At 63.8% G+C, this 14038-nt stretch carries 12 protein-coding genes; 6 read left to right on the top strand and 6 right to left on the bottom strand.

Translation table 11 applies throughout. The features are described 5' to 3' along the window. Window positions 1–392: 392 nt before the first annotated feature. Window positions 393–737: a GatB/YqeY domain-containing protein gene (locus WFP36_RS09465; protein ID WP_336979961.1), complete on the top strand. Its 345-nt coding sequence runs from the start codon at window positions 393–395 to the stop codon at window positions 735–737. Between the two features lie 3 nt (window positions 738–740). On the opposite strand, the gene WFP36_RS09460 is transcribed toward WFP36_RS09465, so the two are convergent. From WFP36_RS09460 to WFP36_RS09445, 4 genes are all read right to left on the bottom strand, one after another. After that, window positions 741–2396: a dihydroxy-acid dehydratase gene (locus tag WFP36_RS09460; protein ID WP_336979959.1), complete on the bottom strand. Its 1656-nt coding sequence runs from the start codon at window positions 2394–2396 to the stop codon at window positions 741–743. Between the two features lie 22 nt (window positions 2397–2418). Further along, the gene (locus WFP36_RS09455) at window positions 2419–3816 is read right to left on the bottom strand and encodes an MFS transporter (protein WP_336979957.1); all 1398 of its coding nucleotides are present in this window, start codon (window positions 3814–3816) and stop codon (window positions 2419–2421) included. A 93-nt stretch (window positions 3817–3909) separates the two neighbouring features. Next, window positions 3910–4722 (bottom strand): crotonase/enoyl-CoA hydratase family protein, encoded by an 813-nt coding sequence (locus WFP36_RS09450; protein ID WP_336979955.1) that lies wholly within the window; start codon window positions 4720–4722, stop codon window positions 3910–3912. Window positions 4723–4783: 61 nt separating this feature from the next. Further along, window positions 4784–5983, bottom strand: coding sequence for an LL-diaminopimelate aminotransferase (locus WFP36_RS09445; RefSeq protein WP_336980052.1), 1200 nt, complete (start codon window positions 5981–5983; stop codon window positions 4784–4786). Window positions 5984–6137: 154 nt separating this feature from the next. On the opposite strand from WFP36_RS09445, the gene WFP36_RS09440 reads away from it, so the two are divergent. The 3 genes from WFP36_RS09440 (at window position 6138) to clpS (ending at window position 9685) form a co-directional block, all read left to right on the top strand. Beyond that, window positions 6138–8054, top strand: coding sequence for a PHA/PHB synthase family protein (locus WFP36_RS09440; RefSeq protein WP_336979953.1), 1917 nt, complete (start codon window positions 6138–6140; stop codon window positions 8052–8054). A 166-nt stretch (window positions 8055–8220) separates the two neighbouring features. Continuing rightward, window positions 8221–9075, top strand: a complete 855-nt coding sequence (locus WFP36_RS09435; RefSeq protein WP_336979951.1) for a phasin family protein — start codon at window positions 8221–8223, stop codon at window positions 9073–9075. Window positions 9076–9265: 190 nt separating this feature from the next. Beyond that, window positions 9266–9685: an ATP-dependent Clp protease adapter ClpS gene (gene clpS, locus WFP36_RS09430; RefSeq protein WP_419716626.1), complete on the top strand. Its 420-nt coding sequence runs from the start codon at window positions 9266–9268 to the stop codon at window positions 9683–9685. Between the two features lie 36 nt (window positions 9686–9721). Here clpS and WFP36_RS09425 read toward each other — a convergent pair whose 3' ends face one another. Beyond that, the gene (locus tag WFP36_RS09425; protein ID WP_336979950.1) at window positions 9722–10429 is read right to left on the bottom strand and encodes a VIT1/CCC1 transporter family protein; all 708 of its coding nucleotides are present in this window, start codon (window positions 10427–10429) and stop codon (window positions 9722–9724) included. Window positions 10430–10580: 151 nt separating this feature from the next. Here WFP36_RS09425 and lptF point away from each other — a divergent pair, with 151 nt between their 5' ends. After that, window positions 10581–11804: an LPS export ABC transporter permease LptF gene (gene lptF, locus WFP36_RS09420; RefSeq protein WP_336979949.1), complete on the top strand. Its 1224-nt coding sequence runs from the start codon at window positions 10581–10583 to the stop codon at window positions 11802–11804. Next, on the top strand, window positions 11794–12891 hold the full coding sequence (gene lptG, locus WFP36_RS09415; protein ID WP_336979947.1) for an LPS export ABC transporter permease LptG: 1098 nt from the start codon (window positions 11794–11796) through the stop codon (window positions 12889–12891). Before lptF ends, lptG begins: the two co-directional genes overlap by 11 nt. Before the next feature lie 17 nt (window positions 12892–12908). Here the strand turns inward: lptG and WFP36_RS09410 are convergent, their stop codons facing one another. Next, the gene (locus WFP36_RS09410) at window positions 12909–13997 is read right to left on the bottom strand and encodes a fatty acid desaturase family protein (protein WP_336979945.1); all 1089 of its coding nucleotides are present in this window, start codon (window positions 13995–13997) and stop codon (window positions 12909–12911) included. Window positions 13998–14038: the final 41 nt, after the last annotated feature.

Below are 14038 nucleotides of genomic sequence, written 5' to 3'. Positions count from 1 at the left end.
TGTGGACCGACGGCCGTGCGGAGAATGACCCGTCAGACATCGTCATGCTGAACTTTTTCAGCATTCATAGTGCCTCACGTTTTGTCGCTCGATCCGGAGCCATAGATCCTGAAACAAGTCAGGATGACGTTTGCGGATATTTTGCCGTGAGCGCCGCTCGACCCATTCAGCGCGAGGATTGCGGCCTGCAACACTCTGCAAATGGGCCAAATTCAAAGGTCACACGGCGCACCCTTCCAAATCACACCAACCGCCTGTAAAATCGCGATAATACAGCCGGATGGTCACATGGTTTCGCAGGCCGTTCTGCGTCAACCTTCGCCCGGCTCGCCTCGCCGCGAGTGAAGCGCCATAAGGCAGCCTATCGAGTCATTTTTCCGTGGAGCCACGCGATGCCCGAAGACCATGCAGCCCAGCTGAAGGCGCGGATGCGGCTTGATCTGAAGGAGGCGATGAAGGGCAAGCGGGCCGAGGAGATCACGGTGCTGCGCGTGCTGCTGGCCGCGATCGACAATGCCGAAGCGCCCGAGATCGGATCGGCCCCGCTGCAGGTTTCAGGCCTGTCGAACGAAGTGGAGCGGCTGGCCCTCTCGCCGGAAAAGCTCGAAGCGATCCTGGCCGCCGAACTGGAGGATCGCGAACAGGCAGCCGCCCAGCTTGCCCCTCTGGGACAGGCCGAGCGTGCCGAGGCGCTGCTGCGGGAGGCGGCGATCGTCAGGCGCTATTGCGGCGAGTGAGCCCTATTCGTCGAGCGGCAGCAGCACCCCGCCCGTGGAGAGCGGATGCACTGCCTCGCGGAAATTGCTGAGATAGCCCGTCGCCGGAATGCGGAAGCCCGGCCCTTCGCGTGCCGCCAGTTCTTCCGGCGAAAGCGCCACATCGATGCCGCGATTGGCCACGCTGATGGTCACGATGTCGCCATCGCGCACCTTGCCGATCGGCCCGCCAGTGGCCGCCTCGGGCGAGACTTCGGCCACGGTCAGCCCCTTGAGGCACAGGCCGGAAAGCTGGCCGTCCGTCACGAAGGCAGTCGTCTTGGCAAGGCCTGCCGCATCAAGCGCGAACAGCACCATGGAAGCGCCGCCACCCATGGCCGGGCCGCCTTTCAGGCCCTGGTTGCGCGCGATCACCACGTCGCCTGCCACGACCTTGCCATCCTCGATGGCCTGAAGGCATTCCAGCGAATCCTCGAACACCTTGGCAGGGCCGCTGAATTCCTCGGGCCGCGAGCCGTCGCGGATGCCGAGGCGGACCACGGCGGTATCGGCGAAATTGCCGCGCAGGATGGCAATCGCCGGCCCCTCGCCCACCGGATCGTCCACGGCATGGATCACGTCGGGACCGGGGATGACATAGCCTGCCAGATTCTCGGCCAGCGTCTTGCCGGTGCAGGTCATTGCCGAGGTGTCGATCCGGCCTTCCAGCCGCTTGAGCACGGCCCGCGCGCCGCCCGCATCCTCGAACTGCTCGATCCGCACCGCACCGGTGGGGCGCACGGCGGAGAGCACGGGCACGTCGCTCATTTCCTCCCACAGGGCGTAGACGTCGATATCCGTCTCCGCCTCGATGGCGGTCGCCTGCAGATGCTTGATCGCGTTGATGGAGCCCGAAACGCCCAGCACGGTGGCCACGGCATTGCGGAAGGCCCCTTCGGTCAGGATCGTGCGCGGGCGCAGGTCTTCGTGCACCATCTCCACGATGCGGCGGGCAGCCGCGCGGGCGCCTTCCTTCATCTTGGGCGAATTGGCGCGCACCGGGGCGCTGCCCGGCAGGCTCATGCCCAGGGCCTCGACCACGGAATGCATCGTATTGGCCGTGGCCATCCCGGCGCAGACGCCGGGGCCGCGAATGGCGTTCTCGGCCATGTCGGCCACCGGGAATTTGGGCTTGGCGCCGAAGCGTTCGCCCACGGAGCCGGACCACACATCTTCCACGTCCACCGGCTCGCCATCGATCTCGCCTGCCTGCTGATAACCGCCGATGACCAGGATGGTGGGAATGTTGAGGCGCGCCGCGGCCATCAAATGGCCAGGCGGGGTCTTGTCGCAGCTGGTCAGGCAGATCATCCCGTCCAGCAGGGCGGCTTCCACCTGCACTTCGATATCGTTAGCGATGATATCGCGCCCGGCAAGAATGTAGCTGCCGCCCTTGGCCGCACCCGTGATGAAGTCCGAAGGGGCAGCAGTGCGCACCTCGAACGGCACGCCCCCAGCCTTGCGGATTTCTTCCTTCACGATGGCCGCGATACCATCGAGATGGGCATAGCAGATCGCCAGTTCGGAGGAGGAATTCACCACCGCGATCTTGGGCTTCAGCATGTCTTCGGCGCTGAGGCCCAGCGCCTTCCAGTTGGCACGGCGGCCGGGCGAATTGGCGGCGATGCTGCGAAGGGTCATTTGGGTACTCCGGTCAATCTGGTCAGGCAGGTTCAGGCTCGGGATCGGTATGGACATGTGCTGCGGGCAATTGCCGGGCGAAGAAGGCCAGCGCCACGATGCCCACCACCACGCCGGCCAGGCACAGGCCGGTGAAGAGATAGCCGTCCAGCACGGCCTGCCGGTCCGCCAGGAACCAGGCCGCCCCGATATTGGGCGCCGCCACTGCCGCGAACTTGGCCATGAAGCTGGCCATGCCGCCGCCGGTCGAGCGGATCGCGCTGGGATAATAGATGCTGGTGATGGAAATCACCGCCGCATGGCCCACGCCGATAGTGATCGAGCCGAGCAGAATGATCGGGATGAACAGCGGACCGCCGTCGATATGGCCGGCACCGATGAAAACGGCCAGCGGCACACCCAGCAGTGGCGCGATGGCGATCCAGATCGGCCCGCGCTTTTCCGTGAAGCCCAGCAGGAACACGCCGCCGATGGCACCGATGATGCCGCCGATGGAGCCGAGATTGGTTGCTGTGGCCAGCGGGATGCCGAGCTTTTCGAGGAACAGGATACCGAAGCTGGACTTGAGGTAGATCGCGAAGGACGAGAAGAAATAGGTCGCCCAGATGATCGGGGTGATGAACAGCAGCGGCCCCTTGAACAGCGCGAAGAACTTCGTCCACGGCGCCTCGCCGGAGCTTTTCTTCTCGTCCGAAAGGATCAGCGATGTGATCTTGCGGGCCGCCAGCGAGGGATCGAAGCGCTGCAGCAGCGGCAGCACCTTTTCCACCGGCTTGCCCCGCGCCACCATCCAGCGGGCGGATTCGGGCAAGGTGAATTGCAGGACCACCGCCAGCACGAACGTGGCCGCACCGCAGAAGAAGAACACGCCTTCCCAGCCATAATGCGGGGCGATCAGATTGGTGATCTGCCCGGCCGCCGCACCGCCAAGGCTGAAGCCCAGCATGATGATCGTCACCGAAGTGGCCCGCAGCGAGAAGGGCATTGCCTCGATATTGAGCGACCATGCCGGCGCCAGCAACCCGCCAATGGCGAGGCCACCCAGGAAGCGCAGCGCGATCAGCATTTCCGGGCTGTTGGCATAGCCGGTGATGAAGGTGAGCACCGCACCGAGCACGGTGCACAGCAGGATTACGGGACGGCGTCCCATCACGTCTGCCACATAGGAACCGGCCAGCGAACCGACCATCTGCCCGGCGAACGCGGCCGAACTGACCAGCCCCATCATCCCGGTGGTGAGGCCCATCTCGTCCCGCACATAAGGCAGGGTGAAAGTCATCAGCGAGAAGTCCAGCCCGTCAAAAAAGGTGACGAGGCAGGACAGGAAGATCAGCCATTTGTGGAAGGGGGTGATTTTCAGCCCGCCGAGGAAGCCGGCGACATCGAGAGTCGCGCCTTCCGCTTGCGCCTGTCCGGCCATTTCGTGATTTCCTCTCCAGTTCCCTGGCGCCGGTGCTAACTTGAAAACCGCTAGCCTGCTATCGTTTTCCGGTGCCTTATGCTTTTATTGCGGTCAGGGATCGTCGAATCTCGGCGCCCTGCCCTGCAGCTGGCTCATAACAGCCTCAAGCTGGTTCTTCGAATAGATCAGTTCGTGTTGACCGCGGGATTCTTCGAGCAGGATCTCGGCAACCGTAAGGTCATGGCAGACATTGGCCAGGTGCTTTGCCTTGCGAATCGCATGGGGGTTCCTGCTCGCGATTTCATGCGCGATGGCGGTCGCGCGGCCGAGCGGATCGGGGTCGAGGATCGTCACCAGCCCCAGGGCCTGCGCCTCTTCGCCTGTCAGTTCCCGGGCGGTGTAGATCAGTTCGCGCAGCACATCCTCGCGCACCAGCCCGCGCCACAGGGCGAAGCCTGCCATGTCGGGGATGATGCCCCACTTCAGTTCCATGATCGAAAGGCGCGCATCGGGAGAGGCGACGCGGAAATCCGCCCCGCTGGCGATCTGCAAGCCGCCCCCCAGGCATGGCCCGGCAATCGCGGCGATCACCGGCACGGGCAATTGTCGCCACTGCAGAACGACATGCTGGTAGATATTGGCAATGCCATGCGTGCGCTCGGTAATGTCCGGCGCTTCCGGGCCCGGCCAGCCGGCAAAGCTGGCAAGGTCGAGCCCGGCGCAGAAGGCCCTGCCCTCGCCCGCCAGAACCACTGCCCGCAGGCCGGGCATACGGGCGAGGATTTCGCCCGCCTCGACCAGCGCCTCGAACATCGGCCGGTCGAGCGCATTGAGCTTGTCGGGCCGGGCGAGGCGAACCTGCGCCACCCCGCCCTCTTCAAGGGCAATGGTGACGCGGCCTGCCTCCCCGACCGACTGGATCATCCCGCGGCCCCGCAATGCCGCCAGTCCCCGATGGGCATCGACGGGCGAGACCGCAGCACGATCATGCGGCGCTGGAATTCACGCCCATGGAGGCGAGATAGCGCTTCACGTTGCGTGCCGCCTGGCGCAGGCGCTGCTCGTTCTCCACCATGGCGATGCGGACATAGCCTTCGCCATCCTCGCCATAGCCCACGCCCGGCGCGACGGCGACGTCCGCATGGGTGAGGAGCTGCTTGGAGAATTCCAGACTGCCCATTTCCTTGAGCGCCGGCGGAAGCGGCGCCCAGGCGAACATGGACGCCTTGGGCGGGGGAATGTCCCAGCCGGCACGGCCGAAGCTCTCCACCAGCACGTCGCGGCGCTTGTGATAGAGTTCGCGGTTCTGCTGGACGATGTCCTGCGGCCCGTTCAGCGCGGCACAGGCCGCTGCCTGGATCGGCGTGAAGGCACCGTAATCGAGATAGGACTTCACGCGGGTCAGGGCCGAGATCAGCTTCTGGTTGCCCACGGCAAAGCCAATGCGCCAACCGGCCATCGAGAAGGTCTTGCTGAGCGAGGTGAACTCCACCGCCACATCCTTCGCGCCCTTGACCTGCAGGATCGAGGGAGTGGGGTTGCCGTCGTAGTAAAGCTCGGAATAGGCAAGGTCCGACAGGACCCACACCTTGTTCTCCTTCGCCCAGGCGACCAGCCGTTCATAGAACGCCAGATCGACCGTTTCGGCCGTGGGGTTGGAGGGATAGCCCACCACCAGCACGCTGGGCCGCGGCACGGTGAAGGCCATCGCCCGGTCCAGCGCGCGCCAGTAATTCTCGTCCGGCGTGGTCGGCACGGAGCGGATGGTGGCCCCGGCGATGATGAAGCCGAACATGTGAATCGGGTAGCTGGGGTTGGGCGCCAGCACCACGTCGCCCGGCGCGGTGATCGCGGTGGCGAGGCTGGCGAGGCCTTCCTTCGAACCCATCGTCACCACGACTTCGGTTTCAGGATCGAGATCCACGCCGAAGCGGCGGCCGTAATAATTGGCCTGGGCCTTGCGCAGGCCCGGGATGCCCTTGGACTGCGAATAGCCATGGGCGCTGGGCTTCTGGGCCACTTCGCACAGCTTGTCGATCACGTGCTGCGGCGGCGGCAGGTCCGGATTGCCCATGCCGAGGTCAATGATGTCGCGCCCCGCCGCTCGTGCTGCTGCGCGCATGCCGTTCACTTCGGCGATGACATAGGGCGGCAGTCGCTTGATGCGGTAGAATTCGTCTTCCATGACCTCATTCAATCCAAAAAAATTAACGCGGCGAAATTGCCGCGCGCGCAATTGTGGAGGAATCGTGCGCTTCGCGCAATTGATGTGTTCGCAATCGGTGTTGCGAGGCGCTTTTGGGCTCACATTCTCGGCAATTGCCGTTATGCAGTAAGGCATGGCACGCCGCAGCACGTCCGACGACGATTCCGCCCGCCTCTACACTGAAATGCTCAAGGCCCAGGGAGAAGCCGCCTGGGCCATGTTCGGCCAGTTCCTGCCCGATGCGGACCGTCCGCTGCCGGTCGGCGAAGAGATCGAGCAATGGGCGCATACCATGGGCGAGGCAGCCGCTGGATGGCAGGACATGTGGCTGAAGTTCCAGCAACAGCAGGCCTTGCCGGAGCAATTGCCCCCGATGATGGCCAATCCCGCCGAATGGTGGGAAGCGCTGGCCGCTTTCTATCGCCAGGTGCCGATCGCCAATCCCGAAAAGCAGCAGGAAATGTGGCGCGAGGGGATGGAGCTTTGGGAAGAGGTGCTGGGCCAGTACGGCATCGGCCCCAAGGCGAAGAGTGCTGAAGAGGCCGAAGACAAGGACGGAAAGCACGAGCCGAACCTGCCGCTGCATGATCGCCGCTTTGCCGACCCCAAATGGCGTGAACAGCCGGTCTTCGCGCTGATCCACCAGAGCTATCTGATGTTCGCTCGCCAGATGATGAAGCTGGTGGACGAGACAGAGGGGTTGAAGCCCCATGAGCGCGATCAGCTGCGCTTTGCCACGCGCACCATGGTGGACGCGATGTGCCCGGCCAATTTCCCGATGATCAATCCGGTCGTGCTGGAACGCACAATGGAAAAGCACGGGGAGAATCTGGTCAAGGGGATGAGCCGCCTGGCATCCGACCTCGAGAAGGGCCAGCTTACCCATACCGACGCGACTGCCTTCAAGCTGGGGGAGAACATCGCTGTCACCCCCGGCAAGGTGGTGCACGAGACGCGACTTTATCAGCTGATCCAGTATTCGCCCTCTAGCGAAGAGGTTCTGGAAACGCCGCTGGTGATCTTCCCGCCCTGGATCAACCGCTTCTATATCCTCGACCTCAATCCGAAGAAGAGCTTCGTGAAATGGGCCGTCGACCAGGGCGTGACCACTTTCATGGTCAGCTGGAAGTCCGCCGACGAAAGCCTGGCCGATGTGACCTGGGACGATTACGTGCGCGCCCAGCTCGACGCGATCGAGCATATCCGCGCGCGGCTGAAAGTGCCCAGCGTCCATGCGATCGGCTATTGCGTGGCGGGCACCACTCTGGCCGCCACGCTGGCGATCCTCGCCCGCCGCGGCGAAGCGGACAAGGTGAAGAGCGCCACCTTCTTCACCGCTCAGGTCGATTTCGAGAAGGCCGGGGATCTCAAGGTATTCGTGGACGATGCCCAGCTCGACATGATCAGGCAGGCCAGCCAGAAGGGCTTTCTCGACGGGCGCTACATGGCGGCGACCTTCAACCTGCTGCGCGGGCCGGAACTGATCTGGAACTACGTGGTCAACAATTACCTGCTGGGCGAGGACTATCCCGCCTTCGACCTGCTCTACTGGAACGGCGACGTCACTAACCTGCCGTCCAAATGGCACATCGAATATCTGCAGGACCTCTATCGCGACAATCTGCTGGTCCTGCCTGACAGGCTGAGCGTGGACGGTACGCCGATCGACCTCACCCTGATCGAGACCCCGGCCTATATCCAGGCAGGCAGGGAAGATCACATCGCCCCGGCCGAAAGCGTGTTCCGCATGACATGGTTCCTCAAGGGCCCGGTGCGCTTCGTGCTGGCGGGCAGCGGCCACATCGCAGGTGTTGTGAACCCGCCCGATGCTCACAAATACCAGTTCTGGACCCATGAAGGCCGGTTCAAGAATCTCGACGGCTTCCGCAAAGGCGCGAAGGAACATCCCGGCAGCTGGTGGCCGGACTGGATCAAGTGGCTGGAGCGCCAGGACAAGACGCGAGTGCCCGCAAAGGGCAAGCGCAAGCCCGGCAGCAAGGGCGACAAAGTGATCGAGGACGCGCCCGGCCGCTATGTCACGATGCGGTAGCCTTTTGCGGCCATAGAGGCAGAGTGCCGTAGGGTAACCCTGCGGTACTCAGTCCATTCCGGATATTGTGCACTGCACAAAAAATCCTTGACTCTGGACGCACAAGTCTTATTTTGTGCACTGCAACATGAGGCCGGAAGGCCCCTAATGCAGGAACCAGGAACCTATGGCTGACGAAGCCGACAAGGCCGCTGAATCCGCCGAAAAGGCTTATGCCGCCGCAGCCGGGGCTGCCCCGGACAAGGCCGAACCGGCCAAGGCACCCGAACCCGCCCCGGCGGTGGAGGCCGCGCCCGCTCCCGTAGCGGCAAAGGCCGAACCGGCGCCGAAGGCAAAGCCTGCGCCCAAAGCCCCTGTGGCTGCAGCGAAGGCTCCGGCGGCAAGGGCAAAGCCGGTCGCCGCCAAGGCCCCGGCAACCGTCAAGGCAAAGGTTCCCGCAAAACCCAAACCGGCCGCAAGGCCGCCCAAGCCGATGACGGCGCCAATCGCTGCCAAACCGGCAAAAAACGCAACCGAGAAGGTGCTTCCGAAGAGAGCCCCCGCCCCAAAGAAGCCCATTTTCGAAGCGAAGGAAATTTTCATCATGGCCAAGACCACCGATTTCACCAAGCCCATGACCGATGCGATGAGCGAGATGCAGACCCGCGCCAAGGCTGCCTATGAGAAGAGCAGCGAAATGGCCGGCGAGTTCGGCGATTTCACCAAGGGCAATGTCGAAGCCCTGGTCGAAAGCGGCAAGATCCTGTCCGAGGGCGTGCAGGAAATCGGCAAGACCTATGTCGAGGAAGCCAAGTCGGCCTTCGAGACCATCACTGCGGATATGAAGGAAATGGCCGCCGTGAAGTCGCCCACCGAGCTGTTCCAGCTTCAGGGCAAGCTGATGCGCCGCAATTTCGACTCCATGGTCGCCTTCGGTTCCAAGTCGAGCGAAGCGATGGTCAAGCTTGCGAATGAGAGCATGGCTCCGCTTTCCAGCCGCATGAGCCTGGCGGCCGACAAGATTTCCAAGGCTGCCGCCTGACGCGCAGCTTACGCGGATTTCGCCCCGCCGGCTTCCTCTCCATCGGCGGTGCGGCGAGACGAGCCGGTTGGCCTAGTGCCGACCGGCTCGTTTACTTTCAGGCTTCTTCGGCCACTATCCGTGCCTTGCGGAGCACTTTTTGCGGCAGCGCATCTTGCAGCCTCGCCCGCCGATACGATATTCAGGCCCTATGAAGCTTCCTGCCGCCCCTGAAGCGGACGCGATGAGCGTTGCGCATCTTCCCTTCGTGGCGGAGCTTGCGCCGCGCGCGGGCGAGGATGAGGGCGCCGCGGACGATGGCGGCACTGACGGTGCCGGGCAGGTCGGCCTTGCCACTCGCACCCGGGCCAAGCCCAAGAAGCCGAGCCAGTACAAGGTGCTGATGCTCAATGACGACTACACCCCGATGGAATTCGTGGTGATGGTCCTCAAGCGTTTCTTCCGCATGGATCTGGAACAGGCCACTCGCGTCATGCTTCACGTCCACCAGCGCGGCGTCGGCGTGTGCGGCATCTTCCCCTATGAAGTGGCCGAGACCAAGGTCCATCAGGTGATGGACTTCGCGCGGGAGAATCAGCACCCGCTGCAATGCACGCTGGAAAAGGCCTAAAGGCCTGAGGCTCAGCGCCGCCTAGCGATCTCCGCGTCAGGACACGCTGGCGCCGAACAGCTTCCCGATCCCGTAAGTCGCGGCCATCGCCACTGCACCCCAGAAGACCACTCGCACCACGGCTTTGCCGACCGGCGCATTGCCCGCCCGCGCGCCAAGCGCACCGAGCACCATCAGGAACAGCAGCGAAGCGACCGACACGCCGATCGGAACGCTGGCAAAGGGCAGCAGCACTGTAGCCAGCAAGGGCAGGGCTGCCCCGGCCGAGAAGGTCCCGGCCGAGGTTAGCGCCGCCTGCACCGGCCGGGCGCGTGTCATGTCCACGATGCCCAGTTCGTCCCGCAGGTGAGCCTTGAGCGTGCCGGCCTGCTCCAGCGCTGTGGCCACCTGTTCGGCAAGGTCCGCCGGCAAGCCGCGCGCGGCATAAATCCCCACCAGTTCGTCATGCTCGGCCTCTGGCATCGTTGCCTGTTCCTGCTTTTCCCGCGCCAGATCGGCTTCTTCCGCGTCGGACTGGCTCGAGACCGAGACATATTCGCCCGCCGCCATCGACATGGCGCCCGCCACCAGGCCGGCGATGCCGGAAACGAGCACCGGGCCCTTGTCCGCGGAAGCCGCGGCCACGCCCACGATCAGGCTGGCGGTGGAGACGATTCCGTCATTGGCACCCAGCACGGCGGCGCGCAGCCAGCCGATCCGGTCCACGGTATGGCGTTCACGGTGCGTGGTCGCTCGTCCGGTCATCGATTTCCTCCCGGCCGCATGGGCGAATGCGCTGGCGGCAGCCAACCTTTCTTGCCTAATTGCCGGATTCTCGGCAAGGAGTCTCAATCACGGGCACTGTCCCAAGCCATGCGCCGGTAAGGTCCAAATCCGCGAAAGACGCTTCGACCAAGTGAAATTCCTCACCGCCATCGACCGTTATATCTTCCGGCTGGTTCTCACGCCGATGCTGGCGGTGTTCGTCATCGCCGCATCGCTGCTGGTGCTGGACAAGATGCTGCGCCTGTTCGACTTCGTCGCGACAGAAGGCGGGCCGGTAAGCATCGTGTTCAAGATGCTGGCCAATCTGCTGCCCGAATATGCAAGCCTGGCAATTCCGCTGGGCCTGATGCTGGGCATCCTTCTGGCCTTCCGCACATTGGCTGTTTCCAGCGAGCTAGACGTGCTGCGGGCCGTAGGCCTGGGCTATACGCGCCTGCTGCGCGTGCCTTTCCTGATCACCTTCGCGCTGGTGGCGCTCAATTTCGCCATCGTCGGCTATCTCCAACCCTATGCCCATTATTACTATGCCGAGCTTCAGCATGAGCTGCGCACCGGCGCGCTGGGCGCTTCGATCAAGGTGGGCGAGTTCACCACGCTGGAAGACCGCATGGCCTTGCGGATCGAGAAGAGCGAGGATGAAGGGACCAAGCTGATCGGCATCTTCGCCCGCGTCGCGGACGATAAGGGCCAGGTCCTGTCCATTTCCGCGCGTGAGGGGCGGTTCCTTGCGAACAAGGAAAACCGCGACACAATCATCCTGCGGCTGACCGACGGCACAATCGTGCAGGATACGGGCGGGACGACTCCGCGCGTGCTGAGCTTCTCCTCGCACGATTTGCCGATCGACCTGCCGGCGATAGAACAGTTCCGCCAGCGCGGCGGGGAGGACAAGGAATATATCCTGCCCGAATTGCTGCGCATCGGATGGGCGGACGATTCATCCGGCGCGGCGCGCGCAGAAAGCCAGGCGAGCTTCAACTATCGCATGGTGGAAGTGGTGATGATGCTCCTGCTGCCGTTCCTGGCCGTGGCGCTGGCGATCCCGCCCAAGCGTTCCACCTCCTCGCTCGGCGTGTTCGTCTCCATCGTGATGGTCGTCGCCTATCACAAGGTGAACCAATACGGGCAGTCGGTCGCCGCGCTGGGCCGGGTAGATCCGGTGATCGCCCTGTGGGTGCCTTTCGTGCTCTTCGCGGCGTTGATCATCTGGATGTATTACCGTGTGGCCTTCGTCCCCGGCGCCCAGGCGATCGGTGCGCTGGAAACGCTGTTCGCCAAACTGACCAAGCGGCTGAAGGCGCTGGTGCGCCGCCGCCATTCCCACCAGATGAAGGCGGCCGAAGATGCGGCTTGATTTCTTCCCTTCGCGCACGCTGACAATCTACCTCGCCAAGACATTCGTCATACGCATCCTGGCGGTGCTGCTGATGCTGGTCCTGGTGCTGCAGATGCTCGACCTGCTGGGCGAGAGCGGCAAGATCCTGGGCTTTCCCGGCAATGGCGAGGCGCAGCTGTGGCATTATGTCTCGCTGCGCTTCCCGCAACTGGTCGCACGATTCCTGCCCTATTCGGTGCTGCTGGCCACGATCCTGACCCTCGCCACGCTCAACCAGAACAGCGAGGTGATCGCGATGAAGGCGGCGGGCATGTCTGCCCATCAGGTGCTGGCACCGCTGCTGATATCCGCCTTTGTCGTCTCGCTGGCGAGCTTCGCCTTCAACGAACGGGTGGTGACCCGCGCCACGGCTACGCTCGATGCCTGGCAGGATGTCGATTACGGCGCCATCCCGAAGGATTCGGGCGTTCGAACCAATATCTACATGGCCGACGGGATGAATATCCTCACGGCGGGCTCGCTGACCGGCAGGGGCGCGGATGCCGTGCTGGAAAATGTCAGTTTCTATGTCCGCGACCGTAACGGCATGATCGAGGAGCAACTGCGCAGCCCGCGCGCGACCTATGCCAATCCGGGCTGGCTGCTGGATTCGTCCACGCGCTTCGACGTGGAAACCGCCGCCACGAGCAAGCTGGGCCCGATGGTGGTAGCCAAGGACCTCACCCCCACGAATGTGGCGCTGAGCAAGGTCAACGGCGACTCGCAGGACGCGGTCGAGCTGCGTGAATCGATCAGCCTGCTGAAGGAATCCGGCCGCCGTACCAGCGAGCTGGAAAGCAAGTGGTGGCACAAGTTCTCCGGCCCGCTTTCGGCCACGCTGATGCCTCTGCTGGGCGCAGTGGCGGCCTTTGGCCTTGCACGCTCGGGCCAGCTCTTCCTGCGCGCCGTGATCGGCATGGCACTGGGCTTTGCCTATTTTGTGGTCGACAATGCCGCGCTGGCGATGGGCAATTTCGGCGGTTACCCGCCGCTGCTGGCCGCCTGGGCCCCGTTCTTCCTGTTCGCCCTGGTGGGCGAGACAGTGCTGATCAGGACGGAAGAATAGGCAGGTAGCGAGGCGCCTCAGCGCCCTCGCACCATCGTGCTCTTCGCGATCCGCATCACCAGCATCGCCATCCCGGGATAGTTCGAGCGGGTGTAGGTCGAATCATTGCCCAGCTTCGCCACCAGACGGCGGTTTGCCTCGGCCAGCGAGTGATAGGGCAGGCTGGGCAGCAGGTGGTGCGTGGCATGATAGCGCAGGCCCACCGGTGCCCACAGCTCAGCCCACGGGCTCGGCGGAGGGACGTTCACCGAGTCGAGATATTGCGCCGTCACCGTCATCGCATCGCCCTCATTCTCCCACAGATGGGCAACGAGAGTGCGCAGCTGGTTAAGCACTGCGGTCAGCGACAGCACCGCCATGGCCACCAGCAAGGGCTTCCACCCCAGCACGAAGATGCTGGCGATCAGCGCCATGGCCCACAGGGTCGCGCCCAGTTCCTGCCAGAACACCATCCGCGCGAAATCGCCTTCGGGCGGGCGACGGCGGAAGTCCGGATTGATCGAGAGAGCCGAAAAACGCTCCCACACGAATTTGCGCAGGGGCGGGAAAATCACGCTCAGCGGATTGAGAATGCCGAAGCGCAGGATCAGGGCCGGCGGCGCCAGCAGCGCCACCAGGATGAACAATGGCAGCGACCACGGCTTCATCAGCGCCAGCGGAAGATATTCCGGGTCTTCCGCCGTGCCGTAACGCGTGCGGGCATGATGCAGCGTGTGGACGCCTTCATACATGAAGCTGGGCGTCAGCACCGGAATGCCGACCAGCAGGTTCCACGCGAAGCGGAAGCCGGGCAGCGCATTCTTGTGGATATGCGTCAGTTCATGAATGAACAGCAGCGCGCGATAGAGGGCGAGCGAGGCGAACAGGCCCAACCCGGCCGCCAGCCACGGGCTGGAGACGAGGATCGCCCCGGCCAGCGCGGCATAGCCGAGCGCGGCGGAAATCAGCATGTCGGGCCAGTAGATGTCCGGCCGCGCGGTGTTGATGTCACGCGTCAGCTCTGCCGCGGCGCGCAGCATCTCCATGTCATCGGGAATCCGGGCCCTCTCCGCTGCGGAAGCGGGATGGGCGGCGGGCGGGACTTCAATAGTTTCGTGCGCTGTCATATGCGGTATCCGGTTGCGCCCATGGTACACAATAGTGGCAG

Origin of the sequence: Fulverythrobacter fulvus, from assembly GCF_037154085.1 — a bacterium.
In the GTDB taxonomy this organism is placed as follows: Bacteria; Pseudomonadota; Alphaproteobacteria; order Sphingomonadales; family Sphingomonadaceae; genus Andeanibacterium; species Andeanibacterium fulvum.
Note: the sequence above shows the minus strand (reverse complement) of the source record. Positions and strands in the feature narration are given on the sequence as shown.